The sequence below is a fragment of the Micromonospora sp. NPDC005324 genome (assembly GCF_040607155.1).
GTDB lineage: Bacteria > Actinomycetota > Actinomycetes > Mycobacteriales > Micromonosporaceae > Micromonospora > Micromonospora trifolii.
This window is the reverse complement of sequence record NZ_JBEXGE010000006.1, coordinates 142,970-168,879: the sequence shown is the minus strand read 5'-3', so window position 1 is coordinate 168,879 and position 25,910 is coordinate 142,970. Positions and strand designations below refer to the sequence as shown.

Here is a 25,910-nt window from a genome sequence, read left to right as displayed (position 1 = left end):
CTACTCGCTGCGGGCGGTCTCCGGCCCGGTGATGCGTTCCAGCAACGGCAGGGTGGAGGCGATGACCCCGAGGCAGGCTGCCAACCCGACCACGACGATCACGTAGAAGCCCGGCTGCGGCGCGACGAGGGTGTAGTCCATCTGCGCCCGGAGGAACAGGTGGGCGGCGAGGAGGCCCATGCCGATGGCGACAGCGGCGACGGCGAGCATCGGCACGGCGCTCTCCAACGCCACCACCCGACGCAGGACCCGCACCGGAGCGCCGCTGAGGCGCAGCAGGCTGAACGGTCGTCGGCGCTCGGTGAGACCACCGATGACGCTGACCGCGAGACTGCACCCGCCGAGCGCGAGGCTGGCGATGATGATGACGTTGGCCAGCTGCTCCCAGCCGCGCAGCGTGTTCGCGAAGTCCGACTCGAAGTCGCCGGGCACGTTCGGCCCCACCCAGAAGGTCGGGAAGGCGACCTCCAGCACGGTGCGGGTGCGCTCGACGGCGGCCGCGGAGCCGTCCGTGCCGACGACCATCCCCCCGACCGGTAGCCGCTGGAATTCGTCGAGGGTGAGCGACGCGGCGGGCCAGACCGTCGCGGACGACGCCGACTCCCGCCAGCGGCTGAGGCCGAACGGCACCTCGATGACGCTCGCGCCGTCGGCGCACCGGCCGTACGCGCTCGGAAGGTCGGTGCACGCGATCACCCCGACCTCGCCGGAGTCGGTCACCACCGGGTTCTCCCGGATGGCGGTCGCGGAGCGCACCCCGGTGATCGCCCGCAGCTCGGCGAGGAGCGGGTCGGGCACCGACGCTGCCCCCTCGTCGAAGACGGTGGTCACAGTGCCCGCGTCGGTCGAGCCGGTGGGTGCCGGGCCGCGGTTGGCGACGATCGTGGTGATCACGCCGACGGACACGCTCGTGACGAAGAGCGCGAGCATGATGCCGCTGATCGCCCGAAAGCCGGCCTTCGGGTTGTCGGCGAGGCGTCGCGCGGCGATGAGCGTCGCCGGGCGGTTGGCGTAGTGGGCCATCACCCGGGCGCCGACCATCGTCAACCACGGGCCGGCGAAGACCAGACCGGCCATGATGAGCAGCAGCCCGGGCAGGAACACCGCCGCCTGGCCGTCGGACGTCTCGGGCCGGAAGCCGATGGCGAAGAACAGCACGGCGACGCCGAGCACCATCGGGATCAGTCGGTACGCGCGCGGCGCCCGGGGGGTGACCCGCCGGGTGACTCCCAGCGGCGAGATCCGGACCCGGCGCAGCGAGACCTGGGCCGCCAGCGCCGCGCCGGCCGGGACGCCGAGCGCCACCATCAGGACGTCCAGCACCCCGAGGGACATGTCGCTGGGGAAGAACGGCATGCCGGTGAACGGGATGCTCGCGAGCGGGTCGCGGAAGGCGTAGAACAGGCCGAAGCCGACGGCGGTGCCGGCGACGGCGGCGGCGGCCGCCTCCACGGCGGCGACCATCGAGATCTGTCGGGGCGTCGCGCCAACCAGGCGCATCGCGGCGAAACGCTGCTCCCGGCGGGCGGCGCTGAGCCGGGTGGCGGTGCCAATGAAGATCAGCACCGGGAACAGCAACCCGCCGGCGATCACACCCAGGATGAGGTTCACAGTGGCCTCGGGAAGCGCGGGCTTGTCACCGAGGTCGTTGACCTGCCTGGCGTTGGGCAGCTTGCCGACGCTGTCCGGGGTGCCGCCCACGATGGCGAGCAGGACGTTCGGTGAGGTCAGCCCGGCCGGGCCGATGGCGCCGAGGTCACGCCCCGGGTAACGGTCGCCCAACTGGTCGGCCGGCTGCGCGGCCAACAGGTCCCGCAGCGCGGGCGAGGCGTAGAACTCACCGGGGCCGGGAGTGGTCGGGATGCCGGCCGGGGTGGGCGCGTTCGCACCGGTGGCGGCCACATCGATCCGGATGATCTGCTCGCCGCGGAAGTAGTCGTCCCGGGTCGACCACCACAGCGGGTCGGCGTCGCCGCCGGCCGAGGCGCTGGGATACACCGACGCGTACCGGGTGAGCTGAGCGTCGACCGCGTTGACCCCGGCGAGGGTGGTCAGCAGCAGCCCGCTGCCGATCGCGACGGCGGCGGCGATGACGACCAGGCGGGTGAGCGCCTCACGGCCGCCGGCCACGGCGAGGCGGAGCCCGAAGCGGATCACGACGTGATCCGGTCCGGCGCGTTCACGCGCCCGTCGCGGACCATGACCTCGCGGTCGGCGTACGCCGCGATCCTCGGCTCGTGGGTGACCAGGATGACTGTGGTGCCCTGCTCGCGGGCGGCGCCGACCAGGAGGTCCATCACCTGCTCGCCGGTGAGTGAGTCGAGCGCGCCGGTCGGCTCGTCGGCGAAGAGCACCTGCGGCTCGGCGACCAGGCCGCGAGCCAGGGCCACCCGTTGCGCCTGCCCACCGGAGAGCTCACCGGAGCGCCGTTGCTCCAGGCCGTCCAGCCCGAGGCGCGCGAACCAGGCTTCCGCCCTGGGAAGCGCCTGCTTGCGGTGTACGCCGCTGAGCAGCAGCGGCAGCGCGACGTTCTCCACAGCGGTCAGCTCGGGGACGAGTTGACCGAACTGGAACACGAAACCGAACCGGTCCCGGCGCAGGCTGCTGCGTTCGGTCTCGGCCATGGCGTGCACCCGTGCCCCGTCGAAGAGGATCTCGCCGGAGTCGGGCACCAGGATGCCGGCCAGGCAGTGCAACAGGGTGGACTTGCCCGAGCCGCTGGGGCCCATGACGGCGAGGATCTCGCCCGCCTCCACGGCGACGCTGGCGCCGCGCAGGGCGGGGGTCTGACCGAAGGAGAACTCCACGTCACGCGCTTCGATCACGACGCTCACGGTCGTACCTCTTTCCGCAGGGCGTCCAGTCGGGCGCCGGTCATCTCGATCCACCGGAGGTCCGCCTCCAGGTGGTAGAGGCCGTGGTCGGCGAGCAGCGCGTCGACAAGGCTGCCGGCGCGCTTGATCTCGGTCAGCTCACGCATCCGGTGCAGGTGGGCGCTGCGCTGGGTGTCGAGGTACTCGGCGGCCGGGCGGTCCAGCATCAGCGCGAGCACGACCTTGGCGAAGAGCACCGTCTGCAGGTGTGGTTCCGGGTCGACCGGCTGGGTCAGCCACTGCTCGACCTCGGTCGCGCCGACGTCGGTGATGATGTAGCGCTTGCGGTCGGGGCCGGAGCCGGGGGCGACGTCGCTGATCACCACCTTGCCGTCGCGGGCCAGTCGGCTGAGGGTGGAGTAGACCTGGCCGAACGGCAGTGGCTTGCCCCGGCCGAAGAAGGCGTCGTAGTCGCGCTTCAGGTCGTAACCGTGGCTGGGCTCGCGTTCGAGGAGACCGAGAAGGGTCAGTGGCACGCTCATGCCAGCAGACTACACCCAGGGTATACCCCGCGTATATACCCCCGGTGTGTGGTGGGTCGGCCCTGGTCCAGGCGTTGGTGGGGATGGAATCGGACGTGGCGCGGCTGGTGTGCGGTCAGCCGCTCAGGGCGCGGGCCACTGCGTAGCCGGCGGTGGCAGCGGCGAGCCCGGCGGCCACGCTGCCGAGCACGTTGGCCAGCGCGAGGAGCCGATGGCCGCCCCTGGTCAGCCGCAGCGTCTCGTAGCTGAAGGTGGAGTAGGTGGTCAGCGCACCGCAGAACCCGGTGCCGAGCACCGCGCTGACCGCCGGGCCGGCCGGCCACCCGACCAGGACGCCGAGCAGCAGCGACCCGACCACGTTGACGAGCAACGTGCCCCAGGGGAACGCCGAGCCGTGCCGGGACTGCACGGCCCGGTCGGTGAGGTAGCGCAGCGGCGCGCCGACGACCGCGCCCAGGGCGATGAGCAGCACGGTCATCGGATCGCCCGACGCAGCAGCCCGGCGGTGACGGCGTCGCCCAGGGCGACCGCGACGAGCGCCCCGAGCAGCGTCGCGGCGAGGTACGCCAGCGCGGTGCCCGGTGCGCCCGCGACGATCGCCTGCTGGACGTCGACCGCGTAGGTGGAGAAGGTGGTGAAGCCGCCGAGCACCCCGACCCCGAGGAACGGGCGAGCCAGCGGGGGTCCACCGTCGAGGTGCCCGAGCACTGCCATCAGCACGCCGATCAGCAGGCAGCCGAACGTGTTGATGGTGAACGTGGCCCAACCGAAGCCGCTCGGTGGGTGCGGAAAGGCGTGTTGCAGGCCGGCTCGGGCCAACGCGCCGAGCACCCCGCCGGCCGCGATCGCGGCGAGGACCGTCGCGGGGCGGGCGGTCAGCTCGCCGCGGTCGGCGGGGACGCGCAGGTCGACGTCGGGGTCGGTACGCGGCTCGAACGGCTCTGGCACGACTCCTGAGCGTAGTGCCGGCGACAGCGGCGTCAGCGCACTGCCGCGACGGCGGCGTCCGGGCCTCCTCGCCAGACCGTGCCGACCTCGCTGAAGCCGGCCGCGGTGAGCGCGGCCAGGTGCCAGGAGACCGGGGGGTTCCACTCGGGGCTGTGCCCGGTCGGGTAGATGGCGCGTCGCCGGGCGACCAGCGGAGCGAGCGTCGGGTCGGCGCCGGCCCGCTCCCACCAGTCCGACCAGGACAGCATCGACCCGGCGGCGTACCGGGCGTTGCGCCGGTCCCGGGCCCGGTCCATCAGCCGCTTGGTCAGCTCCGGCACTGTGTCGTCGGGCATGTGGTCGGCGTTGACGAGGACGCCGCCCGGTCGCAGCACCTCGCGCAGTTCGGCGTAGAGCTGCCCGAGCCGCTCGGCCGGCAGCCAGTGCAGGGCGGTGGCGGTGAGGACGGCGTCGTACTCCTGGTGCGGCAGCGTGGAGCGCCACTCGGGGGTGCCGAGGTCGGCCGTGATGATGGTGGCCCGGTCGGCCAGCGAGGCGCCGGCGATGGCGAGCAGCGCCGGGTCGAGGTCGACCAGTGTGGTCTCGGCGGCGGGGAAGCGTGCCAGGGTCCGCAGCGAGATGGTGCCGGTGCCGCCGGCCAGGTCGAGCACGCGTGGCGGTCGGCCGTCGAGGACCGCGTCGACGGTGTCGAGCATGGCGGTGAACCGTTGCTCCCGGTCCGGGAGGTAGGCCTCCTGCTGACGGTCCCAGCTCTCCTGCCAGGCCCAGGGATCCATGATGTAAGGAGTCATAGCGATCAGGCTAGTTACCGCACGAGCGCGTTGTCCAGACCTTGTTGCACATCTTTTGCAATTGCGAGAGGATGGCAGGGCGATGATCAGAGCGACGCCGGGGCGGGCATCCGCCCGGCCCGGCGTCCTCCTCCCGGCGAGGTCAGACCGGGGCGTCCACCAGGCTCGCGTCGGCCCGCGCCGGCTCGTCGCGGCGGGCCAGCCGCAGCGCGCCGAGGAGCACGCCCAGACCGATGACTGTGAGTGCGGCGCCGGCCCAGATCGGCGAGGTGTAGCCGAGTCCGGCGGCGATGGTCACCCCGCCGATCCACGCGCCCAACGCGTTGCCGAGGTTGAACGCCGCGATGTTCGCCCCGGACGCCAGGGTCGGCGCCTGGTGGGCGTACCGCATGATCCGCATTTGCAGGGGCGGCACTGTGGCGAAGCCGAACCCACCCATCAGCACCAGCGCGACGATGGTCAGCACCGGGTTCGTGGCCGTCAGCGCGAAGCCGACGAGCACCACTGTGAGCACCGCCAGGACGGTCACCAGGGTGCGCGACAGTGACCTGTCCGCCGCCCGGCCGCCGAGCAGGTTGCCCGCGAAGAGTCCCACGCCGAAGAGGACGAGCAGCCACGGCACCGTGCTGGTGGCGAAACCGCTGACCTCGGTCAGCGTGTAGGCGATGTAGGTGAACGCGCCGAACATCCCACCGAAGCCCAGAATGGTGATCACCAGGGAGAGCCAGACCTGCGGGTGGGTGAAGGCACGCAACTCGCCGCGCAGCCCACCGGCCGGGCGGTCGGCGTTGGCCGTGTCGCCCGCCGGAATGAGCAGGGCCAGCCCGATCAGCGCGACCACCCCGATGGCGGTGATCGCCCAGAACGTCGACCGCCAGCCGAAGTGCTGCCCGAGGAAGGTGCCGAACGGCACGCCCAGCACGTTGGCGATGGTCAGGCCCGCGAACATCATGGCGATGGCGCCCGCCCGGCGGGCCGGTGCGACCAGCCCGGCGGCGACCACGGCGCCGATGCCGAAGAACGCGCCGTGGCAGAGCGCGGCGACGATCCGGCCGGCCATCATCACGGCGTAGTCGCCGGCGACGGCGGAGAGCAGGTTGCCGATGATGAAGAGCACCATCAGGCCGAGCAGTACGGGTTTGCGCGGCAGGCGGGTGACCGCCGCGGTGAGGGCGACCCCGCCGACGGCCACGCTGAGCGCGTAGCCGGAGATCAGCCAGCCGGCCACCGGCTCGGTGACCGCGAAGTCGGCGGCCACCTCGGGCAGCAGCCCCATGATCACGAACTCGGTGAGTCCGATGCCGAAGGCGCCGATGGCCAGCGCGATCAGGCCGGGCGGCAGGGACTTGTGGCGTACGGACATGGTCTTCCCATCGGGAGAGGTCAGATATGCGGCGCGTGCAACTACGCGCGCCAGCAACGAAATACTTGCACGCGCTTTATATCGGCGCAAGCGTGGTAGCCTGGGGTCCGTTCAGATCACACGCAGGAGGCCGGCATGGGCATCGCCGACGACGCGGTCGAGATCCGCGCGCAGGGCTGGCGCACCCTCGCCGCCCTGCACGGGCTGATCGAGACATCCCTGGAGCGGGCCCTGCAGGCCGGTCACGACCTCTCCGTCGTCGAATACACGGTGCTCGACGCGCTCTCCCGGCAGGACGGCTGGCACATGCGGATGAGCCAGCTCGCCCGCGCCGCCGCGCTCTCCGGCAGCGCCACCACCCGGCTCGTCACCCGCCTCGAACAGCGGGGGCTGCTCACCCGCATCCTCTGCGCCGACGACCGGCGCGGCATCTACACCGAGCTGACCCCGGCCGGCTTCGAGCTGCTCGCCCAGACCCGACCCACCCACGACCGGGTGCTCACCGACGCGCTCGCCCAGGCGGAGGCCACCCCCGAGCTGGCGCCGCTGGTCGACGCCCTGCACCGGCTGCCGGCCACCCGCTGACCGACCCGCCGGTCCGGGCGACAGCGGGCGTACGGTACCCGCAGCCCCACCGGGACCGCCGCGCCAAGGAGGCAGCCGATGCAGGACCGCACCCCTCGTCCGGAGGAGCTGGAGCCGATCGAGCGCGCCGGCATCGACGAGCTGCGCGCCCTGCAACGTGACCGACTGCGCTGGTCGTTGCGGCACGCGTACGACAACGTGCCGCACTACCGCCGGGCGTTCGACGCGGCCGGCGTGCACCCCGACGACTGCCGGGATCTCGACGACCTGGCGCGCCTACCGTTCACCGGGAAGGCTGAGCTGCGGGAGAACTACCCGTTCGGCATGTTCGCCGTACCCCGGGAGCGGGTCGCCCGTCTGCACGCCTCCTCCGGCACCACCGGGCGGCCGACGGTGGTCGGCTACACCCGCGACGACCTGCGCACCTGGGCGCGGCTGATGGCCCGGTCGATCCGCGCCTCCGGCGGCCGTCCCGGCGACCGGGTGCACGTCGCGTACGGCTACGGGCTCTTCACCGGCGGCCTGGGCGCGCACTACGGGGCCGAGGAGCTGGGCTGCACGGTCATCCCGGTCTCCGGGGGCATGACCGAGCGTCAGGTCATGCTGATCCGCGACTTCGAGCCCGAGGTCATCATGGTCACGCCCAGCTACCTGCTGGCCATCGTCGACGAGATGCGCCGTCAGGGCATCGACCCGCGTGCCACCTCGCTACAGGTGGGCATCTTCGGCGCCGAGCCGTGGACCGAGGACATGCGCCGCGAGATCGAGCAGCAGCTGGACATCCACGCCGTCGACATCTACGGGCTCTCCGAGGTGATGGGCCCCGGCGTGGCGACCGAGTGCGTCGAGACCAAGGACGGGCTGCACCTCTGGGAGGACCACTTCTACCCGGAGATCATCGACCCGGTCACCGGGGCCGTGCTGCCCGACGGCGAGCGGGGTGAGCTGGTGTTGACCTCCCTGACCAAGGAGGCGATGCCGGTCGTGCGCTACCGCACCCGCGACCTGACCCGGCTGCTGCCCGGCACCGCCCGGCCGATGCGCCGGATCGAGAAGATCACCGGCCGGACCGACGACATGATGATCCTGCGTGGGGTGAACATCTTCCCCACCCAGATCGAGGAGCTGATCCTGCGCACCCCGCAGCTCTCGCCGCACTTCCAGTGTGTCCTGGATCGGCACGGCCGGCTGGACACCCTGACGGTGCGGGTGGAGCGGCGGGCCGACGTCGACGTGGACGCCGCCGAGCGGTCCGGCGACCTGCTGGTTCAGCTGGTGAAGAACACCATCGGCGTGAGCGTGGTGGTCGACGTCCTCGCCCCCGACACTGTGGAACGGTCGATGGGGAAGATGCGCCGGATCGTCGACCAGCGGCCTGCCTCGATGTCGTCGTCGACATAGGATCGCGCCCATGCGCGTGCTGGTGGTCTCCGCCCCGCTCGTCGGTCACGTCTTCCCGCTGGTGCCGCTCGCGGTCGCGCTCCGCGACGCCGGCCACGACGTGCTGGTGGCCACCGGCGGCGGAGCTCTCGCCGCCGCCGACGCCGGTCTGCCGGTGCACGACATCGCCCCGGGCTTCGACTTCGGCCGGATCGCGCTGCGGGTCTTTCCCCGTCATCCGCTGATCGCGCGGGCGGAGATGGCCGGCACCGCCGGCACCCGGGGCGCCGGCCTGCTGTTCGGCGCGCTCAACGACCAGCTCACCGACCCGGTGGTCGCGCTGGCCACCCAGTGGCGGCCGGATCTGGTGCTGTACGAGCCGTTCGCTGTCGCCGGTGCGGTGGCCGCCGCGCGGCTCGACGTGCCGGCCGTACGCCAGGAGAACGCCCTCTTCGACGGCCGGGACCTGGTCCGCGCCACCGTCGCCCGACTCGGCGCCGCGCTGCGCCGGCACGGCCTCACCGAGCTGCCCGCGCCGGCCGCCGCCCTCGCCGTGGCCCCACCCAGCCTTGCCACCCAGGGCGGTTGGCCGATGCGCTACACGTCCTACGTCGGCGGCGGTGAGCTGCCGGCCTGGCTGCGCGAGCCGGGTGAGCGCCCCCGGATCCTGGTCACTCGCAGCACCCTGACCGGCCCCGGCGACCGGGGGCCGATGCCCGCCGTGGTGGCCGCCGCCGCCGAGGTGGACGCCGAGATCGTGCTGGTCCGCCCCGACGAGCGGTCGGCCCGCTCGTTGCCCGCCAACGTGCGGGTGGTCGACTGGATCCCGCTCGACGAGGCGTTGCCGGCGAGCGCGGCGCTGGTGCACCACGGTGGTGCGGGCAGCGCCTTCGGCGCCCTCGCCGCCGGTCTGCCCCAGCTGGCCACCACGGGTCCGGGGGACCGGCGGCACAACGCCGAGCTGGTGGCCCGCCGGGGCGCCGGCCTGGCGCTGCGCCCCCGGGACATCACCGCGCGGGCGCTGAGCCAGCTGCTCACCGACGAGCGACTGCGTGCCGCCGCAGCGCAGGTCAGCCGCGAGATCGCCGCGATGCCGCCACCGACGGACCTGGTCGCGCGGCTGGCGGCACTGGTCTGACACCCACCCCGCGTGGCCACCCCGGGTGCACGGTCGGCTGCGGCAGGATGACCGGATGCGACACGTCGTGCTGTTCCACTCCGTGTACGGGCTGCGGCCCGCCGTGCGCGCCGCCGCCGACCGGTTGCGCGCCGCCGGGCACCAGGTCAGCACGCCCGACCTGTACGGCGTCCCGGCCACCGACACTGTCGAGGAGGGCTTCGCGCTGCTCGACAAGGTCGGCCACGAGGTGGTGCTGGACCGGGCCCGGGCCGCGCTGCGTGACCTGCCACCGGAGACGGTCCTCGCCGGCTTCTCGATGGGGGCCGGTGTGGCCGGGGCGCTGTTGGCCGAGCGCCCCGACGCCGCCGGGCTGCTCCTGCTGCACGGCACCGGTGGCGCCCCGGACGCGGTCCGACCGGGGTTGCCGGTGCAGCTGCACCTCGCCGACCCGGACCCGTACGACGCGCCGGACGAGGTCGACGAGTGGCAGCAGGCCATCACCGAGGCCGGCGCCGACCTGACGGTCTTCCGCTATCCGGGCGTGGGCCATCTGTTCAGCGACCCGGACCTGACCGAGCACTCCCCGGACGCCACCGCATCGGCCTGGCCGCGCGTGCTGGCCTTCCTGGCCGCCGGCTGAGCGCCCGTTCGGCGACGGCCAGACCGGGTCGGGGACGTGCCGACCTTGCTCAGCGGGCGCTGGCGCCGATGCGCGGGGGCGTGGCGGTGCCGAGGACCCGTAGCAGCATGACGGACCAATCCTGGTCGCCGCTGGTGAGCGGATCAGCCGCTCCCACTGACCACCGGCTCACCACCGCGTGGGGCACCGCCGGATGCGCCTCGTTCGATATCGTGGCGCCACCATCAAGATCTTCGAAGGGGGCCTGGCGGTGACGACGACGACCTTCGACGAATATGAGCGGTCGCGCTGGGCCGGGCGCGCGGGAGCGTACGACAGCAGTCTCGCCGCGCTCTGCGCATACCCCGCACCAGTGTTGCTGGACGCCGCCGACGTCGGGGCGGGCACTCGGGTGCTCGACGCGGGCACCGGCTCCGGGACCGTGGCCACTGTGGCGTGCGCTCGCGGCGCCACCGTCGTCGCCGTCGACGCCGAGCCCAGCATGGTCGAGTTGGCGCGTGACCGCGTGCCGTCCGCCGACGAGGTCCGCCTCGCGGCGCTGCCGCACCTCCCGTTCGCCTCCCGGTCGTTCGACGCGGCCGTGGCGAACTTCGTGATCAATCACGTGGGCGATCCGCTGGCCGCGATCACCGAGCTGCGACGGGTCGTCCGGTCCGCCGGTCGGGTCGCTGTCACCGTGTGGCCGCACCCCCCGCCCGAGGCGCAGAGCCTCTGGGGCGAGGTCTTCGACGCGGCTGGCGTCGAAGGTCGCGCCGCCGCCCCGACCGTGGACGCCGACCGGGACTTCCCGCGTACCCCCGATGGGTTGGCGGGCCTGATGGATCAGGCCGGGCTCAGCGACGTGCGCTGCGACACGATCACCTGGGCGCACCGCACCGACCCGGAGGCCTGGTGGAGCGGCCCTGCCAACGGCATCAGCAAGCCAGGTCTGGTGATGGAGGCCCAGCCGGCTGCCATGATCACCCGCATTCGTGCCGCGTACGACGAGCTGACCGCCCGCTACCGTGGCCCCGACGGCCTGCTCGCGCTGCCCACCGCGGCACTACTGGCCTCAGCGTCCGTACCCTAGGCACCCCCACCCCGCCGCCCGCCACCGCGCCGATCTTGCACTTTCGGTTGTCGATATCAGTGGGATGCCGCTTATGCCAGGACAGCATGTGCAACATCGCCGGCCAACCCCGTCGATCATGGAGTTGTGGTGCCCGACTTGTTGGTTGCCAAGGCATTTGTCACCCACCACAACTCCATGATCGACGGGGCGGGGCGGGGCGGGGCGGGGCGGGGCGGGCTGCGGGCGGGGGCGGGGCGGGGCGGGGCTGGGTAGGGCTGGGCGAGGTGCGGGCGGGGGTGGGTGGGTGTTAGGCGGAGGCGGGTAGGCCGTCTAGTGGGCGGATCAACGGTGGGCGGGGTACTGCGCGCACCACGCCTGGCGGATTGCCGGCGTCCGCGAGTGTCCACTGTCCGGCCGAACTCGTCGGCGTGCGGCGGATCGGCGCTGCGGGCCGTCCGACGTCCCGGAATCGGTCGCCGCCAGCACGGCGCCGGGGTCGGGACGCCGCTGTGGCCGGCGTCGGCGGTACGTCGCCCGGCGAGGCGACGGCTCGGAGCTGGCGTGGGCCTGCCGTACGGTTGGCGTCGGGACCCGACGCGGCGGGGCGGGTGGCCATCGTCGGGGTGGGACCACCTCGCCTCAGCCCGGTCGGGCCGGTGGCACCGCCCGGCCCCGCCGAGGCCAGCGCCGCGAAGACGGCGTCGAGGCGGCCGGTCCGAGCGCCAACGGTGTCGAGGCGCACGATCTCGACGCTCCTCGCCGCCGAGCCGTTGACCACGCCAGCGTGGTCGGGCTGGTTGGCGTCCCGGTGCACAGCGTCGAGGTGCGGCGTGCTGGCGACCCGACGTTGGAAGACGGCCCGCAGGGCGCGGGGCAACCGTTCGGCGGCGACCTGGCGCAGCGCGGGCGCGGCGAACGCGTACCCGGCGGCGTGGTGGGGGAGCAGCAGCCCGGCGGCGACCAGCTTGCGGAGCGCGGATGCGGAGCGGCCGGGCGTCCAGCCGAGTGCCCGGTCCACGGCCGCGCCGGAGATCAGACCACCGAGGGTGCCGGCGGCCATCAGCACCGCCCGCCGCTCACCGTCGAGGTGGTCCAGCTCCGCGCCGACGGCCCGGCGCACCGCCTCGGGCAGCGCGAGCGCCGCCGGGTCGGCGCCGTCCACCAGCGACGTGACGTACGCCGCCGCGTGCCCGGGCCGGCCTCCCACCAGCGGCAGCAGCCGGTCGACCAGTGCCACCGGCTGCCCGGCCCGGGTGAGCAGGTGGCGCAGCAGCCGTCCGGACTGCACGGTGGCCAGTGGTCCGATCGTCATCTGTCGGGCCGGGCCGGGCCGGGTGTCGGCCCACTGCGGCTGGTGCACGGTGAGCAGGGCCAGCGGCAGCCCGCGCTCCGTCGCCGCGCCGAACAGCGCGTGCAGGAACCGGCTCACCGCGGGCGCGGCCCGGTCCAGGTCGTCGACGGCCACGATCAGCGGCCGGTGGGCGGCCAGCCGCAGCAGGACCTCCCGGAAGATCGCCGCACCGGCGAGGGCGGCGGCCGAGCCGTCCGGAGTGGTCAGCATCCGCTGGAGCGCCGGAACCGCGGTGGCCACCCTGGTCGGCGGGAACAGCGGCGTCAGGGCGGCGACGAGCCGGTCGTGGACCGCCGCCGGGCCGTCGCTGTGCCGGATCCCGGCGAGGCCGCGGAGCAGGTGCGCGACCGGCGCCAACACCTGATCGGGGTACGGCTGGCAGGTCGCCACACACCAGCGGACCGACAGGCCGTCCACCGTGGTCAGCCCGCGCGTCAGCTCGTGCAGCAGCCGGCTGCGGCCACTGCCGGTGGGGCCGACCAGGGAGATCCAGCGTGGCGTCCGGTCCCGGATGGCCGCGCCCACCTGGTCGCGGATGGTGGCCAGTTCGCGGCGTCGACCGATCAACGGGCCGTCGTGCCGGTCGGCGCCGGGGCGCACCGGACCGACGGCGTGCCAGACCGGCACCGGCGGCACCCGGCCGGCGACCGGCACCGGCGTCAGCTGACGCTGGGTGATCAGGCCGGCGGTGGCGCGGGCGGTGGCCGCGCAGAGTGCGACGGCACCGGGCGCGGCGTACTCCTGCAGGCGCGCCGCGGCGGTGATCACCGCGCCGCTGGCCACGCCGTGCCCGCCGGTGACGACGTCGCCCAGGTCGACCACGACCTCGCCGGTGGCGACACCGACCCGGACGTGCAGCCTGATGCCGTCGACCATGGGCCGTCGGTCCAGCGCGGCCTGGATCTCGAGCCCGGCGCGCACCGCCCGGTACGCGTCGAAGCCGTCGGAGTGCCGAGCGCCGAAGAGCGCCATCACGGCGTCGCCGATGTACTTCTCCACCACCCCCTGCCAGCGGTGCAGCACACCGGCGACGGTGTCGAAGTAGGCCCGCTGCAACGCGCGGACGTCCTCCGGGTCGAGCCGGTTCACCAGGGCCGTGGAGCCGACGATGTCGGCGAAGAGGACGGTGACGATGCGCCGCTCCTGGGGTACCGGCCAGAGCGGGGTGACGGTCCGTTGTGCGTCGACGATGATGCTGGTGGTCATGGGTATGGCACCGGCCTTTCTCCCCCGCTGTTGCCTGATCACCTCCGGAGATTGGCATTCCTGGGCCGACAGGGGATCTGCCGAACGACGTATGTCGGCCACCTGCAACCTTTAGTCGCAAAGTCGACGCGAGGAGTACCACAAGCGGTAGGCGGCCGTAGAACGGTATGGGGCCCTGTGATTAGGCTGCGTGGCATGGTCAGCGATGTGGACACCGCACCGCTCGTGGGCCGGGCCGAGCTGGTGCAGACGGTTCGGTCCGCGTTGCTCGGTGAGGCCGCGCACGGGCAGACCGCAGCGGTCTTCCTGACCGGCGAGAGCGGGGTGGGAAAGACCCGGCTGTTGGGCGAGATCGGCAACCGCCTGCGGGAGCGAGGCGCCGTGGTGCTCACCGGCAGCTGCCTGGACATCGGCGACGCCTCCCCGCTGCACCCGCTGTTGCAGGCGCTGCGGCGGTTCGACGCCGAGGTGTCCGCCTCGCCCGCCCGCACCTCCTCGGCGGTACGGGGGCTGTTGCAGATGTTCGCCGACGAGACCGCCGGGCCGGACGGCGCTGGCGCGTTGCTGGAGCGGGTCTCCCGTGGCCTGCACCTGATCGCCGAGGGTCGCCCGCTGGTGCTGATCCTCGACGACCTCCAGTGGGTCGACCGCAGCACCCGGCAGCTCCTGCTCTACCTGCTCGCCGGTCTTGGTGATCTTCAGCTGTCGGTGCTGGCGGCGGTCCGTGCCGAGTCGTTGCAGGGCGCGCACCCGCTGCGCCGGGTGCTCACCGAGCTGCGTCGGCTCCGCACGGTGCGGGTGCTCGACCTGGCGCCGCTGGGTCGGGCCGACACCGAGACGCTCGCCGCCGCGGTGGTCGGCCGGCCGCTGGCCGCGGACGAGCAGGTGTGGCAGCGCAGCGGCGGCAACCCGTTCGTCATCGAGGAGCTGGCCCGGGATCTGCGCGACGGCCGCGACGGCCTGTCCGAGACGCTGCGGGAGATCTTCCTCGACCGGGTCGACGCGCTGCCCCAGCACGCGCACGCCGTGGTGCACGCGGTGGCCGCCGGGGTCGAGCCGGTGCAGCACTGGCTGCTGGCCGAGGTGCTGCGGATGCCGGAGGACGAATTGATCGCCGCGGCCCGGGCCGCGGTGGCGCACCGGCTGCTGGTCGGCGCCGACGAGGGCTACCGGCTGCGGCACCGCCTCGTGGCCGAGGTGCTGGCGCACGAGCTGCTGCCGGCCGAGCGCTCCGGGCTGCACCGCCGCTACGCCGAGGCGCTGACCACGGCGCCGGGTGAGCTGCACCAGGCCCGGCTGGCGCACCACTGGCGGCTGGCCGGCGAGCCGGCGCGCGCCCTGCCGGCGGCGGTGGCCGCCGCCCAGGAGGCCGAGCGGCTGCACGGTTACGCCGAGGCGCACCGGCACTGGTCGGCGGCGTTGCAGTTGGCCGCCGAGCCGGGCCCGCTGACGGTGGACCCTGTCGAGTTGCTCGAGAACGCCGCCGAGGCGGCCCACCACTGTGGTGAACACGCCCGCGCGTTGGCCCTGCTGGAAGAGTTGGCCACGCTGCGGGGTGGCGAGCCGACCTGTGCGCTGCACATCCGCCGGGCCCGTTACCTGGCCGCCGCAGGTCGCTCCGCGCTGGCCGAGGAGGAGTACCAGCGGGCGTTGAAGGCCGCGGACTGCTCCCCTCGGGACCGGGCGAGCGCCGCCGCCCGCCTGGCCGAGCTGCTGCTGCACCTGGGCCGCTACGCCGACGCCGGCGAGCGGGCCCGCGAGGCGCTGGCGTTGGCCGAGAACGTGGAAGGCTCCGCCACCGAGGTGGTGCTGGCCAGTTCGGCGTTGGGCTTCAGCGACGCCTGCCTGGAAGACCCGGACGCCGGTCTGGCGGTCATGCGCGACGCCCTCGACACCGCCGAGCGTGCCGGTCAGCCCGAGGACGTGGCCTGCGCGTACCTGCACCTGGCGGAGCTGCTGACCGGGCCGCTGAACGTCCTCGAAGAGGGCGTGGTGGTGGCCCGGCGGGGCGCCGAACGGGTGGCCGAGCTGGGGCTGGGCCGCACCTGGGGCACCCGGCTGCTGGCCATCGCCATCAACGGGCTGTTCCGGGTGGGCCAGTGGGCCGAGGCGGAGAAGGTGGTGGCCGCGGCCCTGCGGCACCGACCGTCCGGTGCGGACGCCGTGGAGCTGCTGTTGGCCCGGTGCCGGCTGTCGGTGGGCTACGGCGACATCGAGGCCGCCGGTCGGGACCTCGACGCGGTGGCGACACTGCTCGCCGGCGGCGGGGCGCGACACGTCATTCCGCTGCTCACCCTGCGCTCCGGGCTGGCCATGTGGGAGGGCCGGCACGACGTGGCCCGCCAGGCCGTGCAGCGCGGCCTCACCGAGAGCCGTTCCGACGACGTGATGATTCTCTCCGCGCTGGTCTGGCACGGTCTGCGCGCCGAGGCGGAGGCGCACGCCAGCCGCACGGTGGAGGTGGACCCGACGGCGGTACGCCGGCTGCGCGACGTGGCCGAGCGGGTGGCGCGCAAGAGCGCCGGTGCCGCCCGACCGGTGCGCTCGGTGGTGGAGGGCTTCCTGGCGCTGTGCGCCGCAGAGGTGAGCCGCCTCGACGGCAGCGACCCGGAGCTGTGGGCCGCGTCGGCCGCCGAGTGGGACCGACGCAATCACCCCTACCCGGCGGCCTACTCGCGGCTGCGGCAGGCCGAGGCGCTGCTGGCTCGGCGCAGCCGGGTGGCCACCGCCGGCAAGCTCCTGCGGGAGGCGTACCGGGTGGCGCAGGGGTTGGGCGCGGTGCCGTTGACCTCGGAGATCCGCGAGCTCGCCGGGCGGGCCCGGGTGTCGCTGGACGAGCGCGACAGCGCCACCGGCACGCGCAGCGTCCCCGTCGAGGCGTCCGACGACGAGTTGGCGGCGCTCACCGTCCGGGAGCGGGAAGTGCTCGCCCTGGTCGCCGAGGGGTTGACCAACAGGGAGATCGGGCAGCGGCTGTTCATCAGCGAGCGGACCATCGGGGTGCACGTGTCGCACATCTTCGACAAGCTCCAGGTCCGTACCCGCGTGCAGGCCAGCGCGATCCAGTTGCGCAACCACCGGGGCTGACCGACCCGATCACTGACGTACGTATCCCGGCGCGTGTGCGCGCCGGGATACGTCGTTCTACTGATCCGGCGGGCCGGTGTCGGCTGAGAGGCTGGGCCGCGTCGACGACGGCACGGGGGATGCCGCCGACCACGATGGAGGAGAAATGATCGAACCGGTCTGGGGGCCCGTGCACCGGGACATCGTCGACCTGCTCGCCGATCATCCCGCGGACGTGCCGGCCGTGGTCGATCACCTGACCAAGCTCCAGGACATGTTGGTCCGGCTGCCACCGTTGGAAGCCAGTTGCCCCCTCGCTGACTTCAACAAGCTCTATCTGACCATCACCAGCAGCGTGCTGGACGGGCTGTACGACGACCGCTTCGTCGACCCGGTCTTCCTTTCCCGGCTCGACGTCGAGTTCGCCGCCCGGTACTTCGACGCGATGCGGTTGTGGACCGACTCCAGCCCCGGCACCCCGAAGGCGTGGTCGTGCCTCTTCGAGCGGATGCAGGGGCCGGATGCCCGCCCGCTGCCGTCGGCGGCGGCCGGGGTGAACGCGCACATCAACTTCGACCTGCCGTTCGCCCTGGTGACCACGTTCGACCACCTGGAGTCTGAGCCGGTCGACGGCAGCGACCAGCACCACGACTACCTCGAGATCAACAACATCTTCGCGGACAAGATCCCCGGCCTGCGCCGGGGCTACCTGGAGCGGTGGCAGCTGCTCATCGACATGCTCAACGGCGACATCGACGACTGGTACCAGGGGGAACTGGTCGAGTACACCCGCGATGTCGCCTGGCGTAACGCGCAGAAGATCTGGCGGTGCCGGCACGACCCGGACGCCCGCGAGTGTGAGCGCACACGGTTGGACGACAACGCCGCGGCGCTCGGCCGGTTGCTGCTCTCGCCCCTCGGGGCGTTCCTGCAGTAACCGGGACGGGGGGCCCCCGCGCTCCGCCCCGTGGGGGGCGGCGGAGCGCGGGGGCGCGTCCCACCAGTTCCACCCCGCGTGGCAGCCCGAGGTCGGGTCGGTCACGCAGGGGACAGCCGGTCGGCCCGGGGGGTGTCGACCGTCTGCCACCGTCGGCCGGCCCGGGGGGTGTCGGCCGACGGTGGGGGAGCGCCGAACGGGGGTCACGTCGACGGCGTGCGGATCCGGGGGTGTCGGCGGGCTCGGATCGGGTACGCCCGCGCCATGACCGTCCTGGCCCGGCGTCGGCCCGCCGCCCGCCCCCGCCCCGCGCGGCCCGGCCCCCTTCGGCCGGGTGGCCCGGTGTCGCGACCCACCGCCCGGCCCGGCGCCCGATGACCGGCGGCGCGGCGCGGTTTCCGTTCCGATTCGATCCGGTGTTCCGCCCGGTGCTGGCCCTGCTGGGGGTCCGCCCGGCGACGGCCTGGGTCGCCGTCACCGAACGGGACCTGACCATCCGGTACGGGCCGTGGCAGTTGCGGACCGACCGGGACAACGTCACCGCCGTCGAGGTGAGCGGACCGTACCGCTGGTGGCGGGCGATCGGCCCGCACCTGTCGCTGGCCGACGGCGGTGCGACCTTCGGCAGCAGTGCGGCCGGCGGGATCTGTCTGCGCTTCGGTGAACCGGTGCCGGCGCTGGTGCCCGGGGGGCGGCCCCGGCACCCGGCGGCCACGGTGACCGTCGCCGACCCACAGGCGCTCGCCCGGCTGCTCGCCGTCCCGGACCTGTCCTGAGCAGGCCGAACAGGTGCCCGGTTCCGCCGATCGGGCACCGGGGCACCGCCTACCGTCGGATCAGGACCTGTGAGGGTGGGACTGGCGATGGGTGACGAGCACCGGGCGAAACCACGACGCTGGAGCGGGCGCCGCCACGCGCCGAGCGGGCCGGACCCGGCGCTGCGGGCGGCCCGCGATCCGGCCCGCCCACACCGGGGCGGCCGGCCGGGCGTCGTGGTGCCCGAACGCGTGGCCACCCCGGCCCGCTCGGCACCGCCGGCCAGCCCGCTGCGCCGGTGGCTCTTCCAGCACCAGGTGCAGCCGCCCGGCCCCGAGGCGACCGAGGGGCAGAACCGTCGGCACGCCTGGTGGCAGGTGATGTGCCTGACCGGCGTGGACTACTTCTCCACGCTGTCGTACCTGCCGGGCATCGCGGCGGTGGCGGCCGGGGCGCTCTCCCCGCTGGCGACACTGTTGATCGTCGTGCTCACCCTGTTCGGCATGCTGCCGATGTACCGGCGGGTGGCCCACGAGAGCCCGCACGGTCAGGGTTCGGTGGCGATGTTGGAACGGTTGTTGCCGTTCTGGCGGGGCAAGATCTTCGTCCTCGTGCTGCTCGGCTTCGTGGCCACCTCCTGGATCATCACGATCACCCTCTCCTCGGCCGACGCCACAGTGCACCTGTTGGAGAACCCGTACCTGCCCGACGTCCTGCCAGGGTCCCTCGTGCCGGTCGTGGTGACGGTGGTGCTGCTGCTCATCCTCGGCGGGGTGTTCCTGCTCGGATTCCGGGAGGCGGTGGTGGTGGCCATCCCGTTGGTCGCGGTCTTCCTGGTGCTCAACGCGGTGATCGTCGTGGTCGCGGTGGCCCGGATCGTCGAGGACCCGGGCATCGTGTCGAACTGGACGGCCGCGGTGACCTCGACCGGTGGCGGGCCAGGCCAGGTGCTGCTCACCGCCGTGCTGGCGTTCCCGCTGCTGGTGCTGGGGCTGTCCGGTTTCGAGACCGGGGTCAGCATGATGCCCCTGGTTTCGGCCGACGGCCCGGACAAGCAGGCCCGGCTCGCCGCCCGGATCCGCAACACGCGTCGGCTGCTCAGCACCGCCGCGTTGATCATGTCGGTCTACCTGATCTCGACGACCTTCGTGACCACGGCGCTCATTCCGGCGGAGGAGTTCCGGCCGGGCGGCGGCGCGAACGGGCGGGCGCTGGCGTTCCTGGCGCACACCTACCTGGGGGAGGTGTTCGGCAGCGTCTACGACGTGAGCAGCGTGCTCATCCTCTGGTTCGCCGGCGCCTCGGCGATGGCTGGGCTGATCAACATCGTGCCGCGCTACCTACCGTCGTACGGCATGGCACCGGAGTGGGCGCGGGCGGTACGCCCCGTGGTGATCGTCTACACCGTCGTCAGCGTCGCCATCACCATCGCCTTCCGCGCCGACGTCAACGCCCAGGCCGGGGCGTACGCCACCGGGATCCTGGCGATGATGGTCTCCGGGGCGGTGGCGGTGACGATCTCCGCGGCCCGTCACCACCGGCGCGGCTCGGCGATCGGCTTCACAGTGCTGACCCTGGTGCTGCTGTACGCGCTGCTGGAGAACGTCATCGAACAGCCGGACGGGATCACGATCTCCGCCCTGTTCATCCTCGGCATCATCGTGGTCTCGTTGGTCTCCCGGGTAACCCGGACCACCGAGCTGCGCGCCGAGCGGATCGAGTTCGACGAGGCGGCCCGTCGGTTCATCACCGAGTCGCTGGCGCACGACGGGCAGCTGCACCTGATCGCGAACAAGCGACAGAAGGGGTCGGTGAAGGAGTACACGCTCAAGGAGCGGGCGCAGCGCGGGATGAATCCGGTGCCCGGGGCCGCGGACGTGCTGTTCCTGGAGATCGATGTGGTCGATCCGTCGGAGTTCAGTCAGGTGCTGCGCGTGCACGGGATCGAGGTGGGCGGCTTCCGGGTGCTGCGGGCCAACAGCCCGGCCGCGCCGAACGCGATCGCCGCGATCCTGCTGGCCCTGCGCGACGCCACCGGCGTCCGGCCGCACGCGCACTTCGAGTGGTCGGAGGGCAGCCCGATCGCGCACCTGGCGCGCTACCTCATCCTGGGTCGGGGGGACACCCCGCCGGTGGTGCGGGAGATCATCCGCCGGACCGAACGGGACCCGCTGCGTCGGCCCGGTATCCACGTCGGCGGGTGACATCGAAGCCGGTCTGACAGCTTTGAAGATGAAAGAGGGCACTATTCACGTTCACACCTTCCTGTCCGTATTGCGGACCTATCGTGGCGTTTGGTAGCCGGCGAACACGTCGAGCCCCCCGCGCCCGAATCGGCGCGCGGTCACGTCACGTACGCAGGAAGGTAGGCACCGTTGATGTCCACGTACCGAGAGGGAGACGGCGCGACCCGACCCAGACGGCGGTCCCGATGGTTCTTAGCCAGTGGCTTGCTGGCGGGGAGCCTGGTCGTGGGAGCGGCCGGAGCGGCCGCCGCCGCCGACCGCGCTCTCACCCTCCCCGGTCTGGCCCGGCTGACCCCGGCGGCCGACGACGACCGCCGCGACGGCGACCGACGGGCTCCACAACCCGGCCAGGACGACGCCGAGCGGGCCGGTCCGGCCACCCCGGGCACCGGCAAGCGGGGCGTGGTGTCGGTCCCGTGCGACGCCGCGAAGCTGGTGGCGGCGCTGGTAACCGCCAACGCCGAGGGCGGCGGCGAACTCCGCCTCGCGCCCAAGTGCCGTTACACCCTCACCGAGGCGTTCCACGAGACCGACCAGTACGACGGCGGGATCCGCGACGCACGGGAGGCCGCCGACGCCGCGGAGACCCCCGGGGACGCCGACGCGCCGCCGCACAACCCGGCCGACGACACCGCCGGCCTGCCGGTGATCTACCAGGCCATCACGATCGACGGCGCGGGCGCCACCATCGCCCGGGACGCCCAGGCCGCAGCGTTCCGGTTCTTCACCGTCCGCGACGGCGGCGAGCTGACCCTGCGCGACGTGGAACTGCACAACGGCCGCTCGGCCATCGAGGGCGGCAGCGTGCACGTGGTGCACGGCGCCACCGCCGTGGTGGAACGGGTCACCGTCACGCAGAGCACCTCGCTGTCGCCCGAGGGCGGTGGCGGCGGCATCTTCAACGACGGCAACATGGTGGTCACCGACTCCACGTTCGTCGGCAACAGCGCCTCCGGTGCCGCGGGCAAGGGCGGGGGCCTGCTCAACGGCGGCGTGCTGACGCTGAAGCGCTCGGAGTTCCACCGCAACAGCGCCAACGCCTACGGCGGCGGGCTCGGCAACTACCGTGGTGCCGCCGACGTGGAGAGCGTCTCCTTCACCCAGAACAGCGCCGGCCAGGGTGGCGGGCTGGCCAGCTTCTCGGCCCGGACGAAGGTCTCCGACACCGAGCTGCTGAACAACACCGCCCAGGTCGGCGGCGGTGCCGCCAACTCCGACGCGGTGCTGGTGATGCGCACGATGACCATCCGCGGCAACACGTCCACAGTCAACGGCGGCGGCGTCTCGACCGTCAAGGGCCTGACGCCGATCGACGACAGCGTGATCGACGGCAACACCACCCACGGCCTCGGGGCCGGCATCTACGCCGAGAAGGCGAACCTGCTGGTCCGCGGCAGCGACGTGACCCGTAACGAGGCTGTCGGCGCCGCGTCCCAGGGCGGCGGCATCTACGCCAGCGCGGGCTCGGTGGCGATCTACACCAGCAAGGTCACCCACAACGCGTCGACGGTGAAGCCCGGCGGCATCTTCGGCATGCACGCCCAGGTCAAGATCGACGATGAGAGCGTGGTGGTCGAGAACGAGCCGACCAACTGCGAGGGCAGCCAGGTACCGATCGCGCACTGCTTCCGCTGACACAGACCCGCGCCCATCCCGAGTGCACCGCCCGTCCGGACAATCGTCCAGACGGGCGGTGCACCGCCGCCCGCCGCCCGCCGCCCGCCACGCGCTGCCGGCGCTGCCGTGATCAAGTGATGAGAAGTAGGTTCCGGCGCCGCTGTCGACCTACTTCTCATCACTTGATCAAGGGGCTCAACCCACCGCGCGCAGCCGGTCGGAGAGGTCGCTGGCGAAGAAGTCGAGGAAGCCGTCCGGGTCGGGGCCGGCGTTCTGCAGGACGATGTGGTCGAAGCCGGCCTCGACGTACGACCGGACCTTGGCGACGTGGGGTTCCGGGTCCGGGCCGATGGCGAAGAGCTGCCGGATGTGCTTCTCCTCGACGTATGCGCTGGCCGCGTCGAAGTTGACCGGGTTCGGCAGTTCGCTCATCACCTTCCAGCCGGTGACCATCCATCGGCTCGTCCGCAACACCGCCTGCACCGCCTGTTGCTCGTCGGTGGCCCAGGCCAGTGGCACCTCGGCGTAGCGCGGGCCCGAACCCTGGGCGCGGCGGTAGTGCTCGACGATCGAGGCGTCCGGCTCGGTGGCGAACAGACCGTCGCCCAACTCGGCGGCGAGCCGGGCGGACGCCTCACCGCTGGCCGCCACCGCGATCACGGGCAGCGTCTCCGGCAGATCGAAGACCCTGGCGTCCTCCAGTTGCAGGTGCCGGCCCTCGTACGACTGGTAGCCGCCCTGCCAGAGCAGCCGGATGATCTCCAGCGCCTCGCGTAGTCGCTCGTGTCGGCCCCGCACGCTGGGGAAGCCCTGCCCGACCACGTGCTCGTTGAGCCGCTCGCCGGCGCCCACCCCGAGGGTGAACCGGCCGTCGGAGATCAACGCCAGTGTCGCCGCGGCCTGCGCAATGATCGCCGGGTGGTAGCGGACGGTCGGGCAGGTGACCCCGGTGGCCAGGCGCAGGGTGCTGGTCTTGGCCGCGATGGCGCCGAGCACGCTCCAGGTGAAGGAGGAGTGCCCCTGTGCGTCCAGCCACGGGTGGAAGTGGTCGCTCATCTCGACGAAGTCGAAGCCCGCCCGCTCGGCCTGGACGGCCTGTCGGATGATCTCCTGCGGGCCGTACCCCTCCGCGGCCAACTTGTAGCCGATCTGCATGCCCACGCTCCCGATCCCGTTCGCTGACTGGAGGCATCGGCCGTTCCCGGCCCTGGCGCTGACAAACGCCGTCGAGCTGCAAACCAGCCTCCTAGGATGCCCTAGCCGGTGTGTGGTGCGCGACGACAGACACGAACGACCGCCTCCAGCGACCGAAAATCGTCTCGGCGGTACGCAGAAAGGGCGAAGCCCGCGTCCTCGCCGACGTAGGTGGTGCCGGCGGGACGCCCAGCGTCTCGAAAACGCGACGGCCCGTGCCCCACTGCGGGGCACGGGCCGGGATACGTGTGTCGCCTACTTGGAAGGCTCCGGCAGCTTGCAGTCGACCTTCGGGTTGGCGCCGATGTAGTTCAACGGCCCGGCCACGATGGTGACCAGGATGGTGCCTGCCTCGGCGCAGTTGGTGTCGTCGCCGCTGTAGTAACCGCGCTGGCCACCGGCGATGGCGCCGATCACCAACCAGATCACGACGATGACTCCGAGAATCGAGGTGCCGCGCATCGCTGCCTCCTGAGGTATGTGGTGGATCTGAGGTGCAGCCGTTGTACCCAATCGGGTCGCGCGGCTAACGGTCGCGTGCTACGACCCCCGCCGGATCCCCCATCCGGCCGATGCCGTCCGCCGTTGTGTACCGCCGGGGCATCCGCCGCCCGCACCGGGTAGCGCCTGTCGGCTATCGGATCGACGACCGACCTCGCCGTCATCAGGGTGAGTGGACGTAGAACTGCCTCACGGCCCCGCCGAGGAGGACTCATGGACGCCCCGACACCGCCCTTGTACATCGACCGCCCCGAGGACGTCGCGGTCGCGGCCCGCGCGCTTGCTGGCGGCGCGATCGTCGCGGCGGCGTTCGCCAACTTCTACGTCATCGTGACGCGTCCCGACGCGGCCACCGTACGCCGGGTCAACCTGGCCAAGGGCCGGCCGGTGCACCAGGTCGGCAGCATCACCACAGCGATCGGCCGGATTCCCGGGATGTTCGACTGGACGCGGATCTCGCCGCGGTTGCCGGTCGGTCGGGTGCGGGCGCTGATGGACGCCCTCTACGGGGCCGGGCCGTTCGGCTTCCGTGGGCCGGCGGCGGATCGGCTCCCCGAGCACCTCACCCAGGTCGACCAGGGGATGCGGACCACCCAGGTGATCGCACCAGGGCTGACCTGCCCGTCCAACGCCTTCTTCGAGCGGGCGCTCGCCGAGACCGGAACGGATCACCTCTACATCACCTCGGCGAACCGGTCCCGGCATCTCACCGGCGCGGCGGAGGAGCCGGCGCACTGGAAGGCGGGCGCCCTCGCCGCCGACTTCGCCCACCTCGACGATCTGGTGGTGCTGGTCCACCGGGACGAGGCCGCGGCCCGCGCCGCGTACCCCGGCTATCTCACCACCTCGGTCACCCTGCTCTCGTTCCACGCGCCGGAGGGTGACCTCGAGGAACCGCCGGTGCTCACCGTGGACCGGCACGGGTCCCTGCACCTGGACGACGTCCGCCGCGCCGCCGCGCCGCTCGGCCTACAGGTGCGCCTGGCCGGAGGGGCCCGAAATCGATTGCAGGTCCGGGGGTACGCCGGGGCGCTGGTGTGAGCGGCTACCGCATCGGCCTGGTGGTGCCCAGTTCCAACACCACAATGGAGGCCGAGATACCGGCGATGCTGCGCCGACGCGAGACCGTCGACCCGACGGTCCGCTTCACCACCCACGCCAGCCGGGTACGGCTGCGTCAGGTGACCGCCGACGAGTTGGCCCGGATGAACCGCTCCGCCCTGCGGTGTGCCGCCGAGCTGGCCGACGCCCGCTGCGACGTGCTCGCGTACGCCTGTCTGGTGGCGGTGATGTGCGAGGGCGCCGGCGCGCACGAGCGGGCCGAGCGGCGGTTGGGCCGCGCGGCCGGTCGCGCCGGGCACGACATGCTGGTGGTGACCAGTGCCGGCGCGCTGGTCGCCGGGCTGCGGGCGTTGGGTGCCCGCCGGGTCGCCCTGATCGCGCCGTACCTGCCGCCGCTGACCGCGACGGTCGCCGCCTACCTCGCCGCGTACGGAGTGCAGGTGACCGACGCGGTGAGCCTCTGCGAGCCGGACAACGTGGCGGTCGGGCGCATCCCCGCGGAGCGTCTGGTCGAGCTGGCCGGTCGTCTGGACGTGACCGACGTGGACGCTGTGGTCCTCTCCGCCTGTGTGCAGCTGCCGTCGTTGGCGGCGGTGCCGCAGGTGGAGGCCCGTCTCGGTCGCCCGGTGCTCACCGCGGCGACCGCGACAGTGCACCAACTGCTCACGGGTCTGGGTGTCGAACCGTACGTGCCCGACGCCGGCCGGTTGCTGGCCGGCCCGATTCGGGTGTGAATGGCGC

Annotated in this window: 22 protein-coding genes; 12 read left to right on the top strand and 10 right to left on the bottom strand. The window is 72.8% G+C overall.

What is annotated here, in order from left to right; translation table 11 throughout:
* From ABZS40_RS08845 to ABZS40_RS08815, 7 genes are all read right to left on the bottom strand, one after another.
* Positions 1 to 2,157 (bottom strand): FtsX-like permease family protein, encoded by a 2,157-nt coding sequence (locus ABZS40_RS08845; RefSeq protein WP_354942742.1) that lies wholly within the window; start codon positions 2,155 to 2,157, stop codon positions 1 to 3.
* The gene (locus tag ABZS40_RS08840; protein WP_354942741.1) at positions 2,154 to 2,834 is read right to left on the bottom strand and encodes an ABC transporter ATP-binding protein; all 681 of its coding nucleotides are present in this window, start codon (positions 2,832 to 2,834) and stop codon (positions 2,154 to 2,156) included. The genes ABZS40_RS08845 and ABZS40_RS08840 overlap by 4 nt, the downstream gene beginning before the upstream one ends.
* Positions 2,831 to 3,355: a PadR family transcriptional regulator gene (locus tag ABZS40_RS08835; RefSeq protein ID WP_091398392.1), complete on the bottom strand. Its 525-nt coding sequence runs from the start codon at positions 3,353 to 3,355 to the stop codon at positions 2,831 to 2,833. The genes ABZS40_RS08840 and ABZS40_RS08835 overlap by 4 nt, the downstream gene beginning before the upstream one ends.
* Before the next feature lie 115 nt (positions 3,356 to 3,470).
* Positions 3,471 to 3,833, bottom strand: a complete 363-nt coding sequence (gene crcB, locus ABZS40_RS08830; RefSeq protein WP_354942740.1) for a fluoride efflux transporter CrcB — start codon at positions 3,831 to 3,833, stop codon at positions 3,471 to 3,473.
* A complete protein-coding gene (locus tag ABZS40_RS08825; RefSeq protein ID WP_354942739.1) occupies positions 3,830 to 4,303 on the bottom strand; it encodes a CrcB family protein in 474 nt (157 codons plus the stop codon). Before ABZS40_RS08825 ends, crcB begins: the two co-directional genes overlap by 4 nt.
* Before the next feature lie 32 nt (positions 4,304 to 4,335).
* The gene (locus ABZS40_RS08820) at positions 4,336 to 5,094 is read right to left on the bottom strand and encodes a class I SAM-dependent methyltransferase (protein WP_354942738.1); all 759 of its coding nucleotides are present in this window, start codon (positions 5,092 to 5,094) and stop codon (positions 4,336 to 4,338) included.
* A gap of 142 nt (positions 5,095 to 5,236) precedes the next feature.
* On the bottom strand, positions 5,237 to 6,457 hold the full coding sequence (locus tag ABZS40_RS08815; protein ID WP_354942737.1) for an MFS transporter: 1,221 nt from the start codon (positions 6,455 to 6,457) through the stop codon (positions 5,237 to 5,239).
* Between the two features lie 135 nt (positions 6,458 to 6,592).
* On the opposite strand from ABZS40_RS08815, the gene ABZS40_RS08810 reads away from it, so the two are divergent.
* The 5 genes from ABZS40_RS08810 to ABZS40_RS08790 all read left to right on the top strand — a co-directional run bounded on the left by ABZS40_RS08810 (position 6,593) and on the right by ABZS40_RS08790 (position 11,251).
* Positions 6,593 to 7,042 (top strand): MarR family transcriptional regulator, encoded by a 450-nt coding sequence (locus ABZS40_RS08810; protein ID WP_354942736.1) that lies wholly within the window; start codon positions 6,593 to 6,595, stop codon positions 7,040 to 7,042.
* Between the two features lie 78 nt (positions 7,043 to 7,120).
* Positions 7,121 to 8,443, top strand: a complete 1,323-nt coding sequence (gene paaK, locus ABZS40_RS08805) for a phenylacetate--CoA ligase PaaK (protein WP_354942735.1) — start codon at positions 7,121 to 7,123, stop codon at positions 8,441 to 8,443.
* 10 nt (positions 8,444 to 8,453) lie between these two features.
* Entirely contained in the window at positions 8,454 to 9,560 is a 1,107-nt protein-coding gene (locus ABZS40_RS08800) for a nucleotide disphospho-sugar-binding domain-containing protein (RefSeq protein WP_354942734.1), read from the top strand.
* Between the two features lie 55 nt (positions 9,561 to 9,615).
* Entirely contained in the window at positions 9,616 to 10,182 is a 567-nt protein-coding gene (locus ABZS40_RS08795; RefSeq protein WP_354942733.1) for a dienelactone hydrolase family protein, read from the top strand.
* Positions 10,183 to 10,432: 250 nt separating this feature from the next.
* Positions 10,433 to 11,251, top strand: a complete 819-nt coding sequence (locus tag ABZS40_RS08790) for a class I SAM-dependent methyltransferase (protein ID WP_354942732.1) — start codon at positions 10,433 to 10,435, stop codon at positions 11,249 to 11,251.
* Between the two features lie 289 nt (positions 11,252 to 11,540).
* Here ABZS40_RS08790 and ABZS40_RS08785 read toward each other — a convergent pair whose 3' ends face one another.
* Positions 11,541 to 13,790, bottom strand: a complete 2,250-nt coding sequence (locus ABZS40_RS08785) for an adenylate/guanylate cyclase domain-containing protein (RefSeq protein WP_354942731.1) — start codon at positions 13,788 to 13,790, stop codon at positions 11,541 to 11,543.
* A 195-nt stretch (positions 13,791 to 13,985) separates the two neighbouring features.
* Here ABZS40_RS08785 and ABZS40_RS08780 point away from each other — a divergent pair, with 195 nt between their 5' ends.
* From ABZS40_RS08780 to ABZS40_RS08760, 5 genes are all read left to right on the top strand, one after another.
* Positions 13,986 to 16,877 carry an AAA family ATPase gene (locus ABZS40_RS08780; protein WP_354942730.1) on the top strand — a complete coding sequence of 964 codons (2,892 nt, stop codon included), beginning with the start codon at positions 13,986 to 13,988 and terminating at the stop codon, positions 16,875 to 16,877.
* 145 nt (positions 16,878 to 17,022) lie between these two features.
* A complete protein-coding gene (locus ABZS40_RS08775; protein ID WP_354942729.1) occupies positions 17,023 to 17,793 on the top strand; it encodes a DUF5995 family protein in 771 nt (256 codons plus the stop codon).
* A 416-nt stretch (positions 17,794 to 18,209) separates the two neighbouring features.
* Positions 18,210 to 18,569: a hypothetical protein gene (locus ABZS40_RS08770; RefSeq protein ID WP_354942728.1), complete on the top strand. Its 360-nt coding sequence runs from the start codon at positions 18,210 to 18,212 to the stop codon at positions 18,567 to 18,569.
* Between the two features lie 87 nt (positions 18,570 to 18,656).
* Entirely contained in the window at positions 18,657 to 20,753 is a 2,097-nt protein-coding gene (locus ABZS40_RS08765) for an amino acid transporter (protein WP_354942836.1), read from the top strand.
* A 174-nt stretch (positions 20,754 to 20,927) separates the two neighbouring features.
* Complete coding sequence (locus ABZS40_RS08760; RefSeq protein ID WP_354942727.1) at positions 20,928 to 22,430, top strand: hypothetical protein; 1,503 nt, start codon at positions 20,928 to 20,930, stop codon at positions 22,428 to 22,430.
* A 177-nt stretch (positions 22,431 to 22,607) separates the two neighbouring features.
* Here the strand turns inward: ABZS40_RS08760 and ABZS40_RS08755 are convergent, their stop codons facing one another.
* Together ABZS40_RS08755 and ABZS40_RS08750 are read right to left on the bottom strand one after the other, a co-directional pair.
* Positions 22,608 to 23,567: a TIGR03557 family F420-dependent LLM class oxidoreductase gene (locus ABZS40_RS08755; protein ID WP_354942835.1), complete on the bottom strand. Its 960-nt coding sequence runs from the start codon at positions 23,565 to 23,567 to the stop codon at positions 22,608 to 22,610.
* 294 nt (positions 23,568 to 23,861) lie between these two features.
* Positions 23,862 to 24,068 carry a hypothetical protein gene (locus ABZS40_RS08750; RefSeq protein ID WP_007460667.1) on the bottom strand — a complete coding sequence of 69 codons (207 nt, stop codon included), beginning with the start codon at positions 24,066 to 24,068 and terminating at the stop codon, positions 23,862 to 23,864.
* Positions 24,069 to 24,320: 252 nt separating this feature from the next.
* Here ABZS40_RS08750 and ABZS40_RS08745 point away from each other — a divergent pair, with 252 nt between their 5' ends.
* Positions 24,321 to 25,148, top strand: coding sequence for a hypothetical protein (locus ABZS40_RS08745; protein WP_354942726.1), 828 nt, complete (start codon positions 24,321 to 24,323; stop codon positions 25,146 to 25,148).
* Positions 25,145 to 25,903 carry an Asp/Glu racemase gene (locus ABZS40_RS08740; protein WP_354942725.1) on the top strand — a complete coding sequence of 253 codons (759 nt, stop codon included), beginning with the start codon at positions 25,145 to 25,147 and terminating at the stop codon, positions 25,901 to 25,903. Before ABZS40_RS08745 ends, ABZS40_RS08740 begins: the two co-directional genes overlap by 4 nt.
* The last annotated feature ends 7 nt before the right edge of the window (positions 25,904 to 25,910 follow it).

Bases quoted from the DNA above. Each gene is read 5' to 3' on its own strand.
- ABZS40_RS08835 (WP_091398392.1), bottom strand. From the start codon at position 3,355: ATGAGCGTGCCACTGACCCTTCTCGGTCTCCTCGAACGCGAGCCCAGC.
- crcB (WP_354942740.1), bottom strand. From the start codon at position 3,833: ATGACCGTGCTGCTCATCGCCCTGGGCGCGGTCGTCGGCGCGCCGCTG.
- ABZS40_RS08820 (WP_354942738.1), bottom strand. From the start codon at position 5,094: ATGACTCCTTACATCATGGATCCCTGGGCCTGGCAGGAGAGCTGGGAC.
- ABZS40_RS08815 (WP_354942737.1), bottom strand. From the start codon at position 6,457: ATGTCCGTACGCCACAAGTCCCTGCCGCCCGGCCTGATCGCGCTGGCC.
- ABZS40_RS08810 (WP_354942736.1), top strand. From the start codon at position 6,593: ATGGGCATCGCCGACGACGCGGTCGAGATCCGCGCGCAGGGCTGGCGC.
- paaK (WP_354942735.1), top strand. From the start codon at position 7,121: ATGCAGGACCGCACCCCTCGTCCGGAGGAGCTGGAGCCGATCGAGCGC.
- ABZS40_RS08800 (WP_354942734.1), top strand. From the start codon at position 8,454: ATGCGCGTGCTGGTGGTCTCCGCCCCGCTCGTCGGTCACGTCTTCCCG.
- ABZS40_RS08795 (WP_354942733.1), top strand. From the start codon at position 9,616: ATGCGACACGTCGTGCTGTTCCACTCCGTGTACGGGCTGCGGCCCGCC.
- ABZS40_RS08785 (WP_354942731.1), bottom strand. From the start codon at position 13,790: ATGACCACCAGCATCATCGTCGACGCACAACGGACCGTCACCCCGCTC.
- ABZS40_RS08780 (WP_354942730.1), top strand. From the start codon at position 13,986: ATGGTCAGCGATGTGGACACCGCACCGCTCGTGGGCCGGGCCGAGCTG.
- ABZS40_RS08775 (WP_354942729.1), top strand. From the start codon at position 17,023: ATGATCGAACCGGTCTGGGGGCCCGTGCACCGGGACATCGTCGACCTG.
- ABZS40_RS08765 (WP_354942836.1), top strand. From the start codon at position 18,657: ATGGGTGACGAGCACCGGGCGAAACCACGACGCTGGAGCGGGCGCCGC.
- ABZS40_RS08760 (WP_354942727.1), top strand. From the start codon at position 20,928: ATGTCCACGTACCGAGAGGGAGACGGCGCGACCCGACCCAGACGGCGG.
- ABZS40_RS08755 (WP_354942835.1), bottom strand. From the start codon at position 23,567: ATGCAGATCGGCTACAAGTTGGCCGCGGAGGGGTACGGCCCGCAGGAG.
- ABZS40_RS08750 (WP_007460667.1), bottom strand. From the start codon at position 24,068: ATGCGCGGCACCTCGATTCTCGGAGTCATCGTCGTGATCTGGTTGGTG.
- ABZS40_RS08745 (WP_354942726.1), top strand. From the start codon at position 24,321: ATGGACGCCCCGACACCGCCCTTGTACATCGACCGCCCCGAGGACGTC.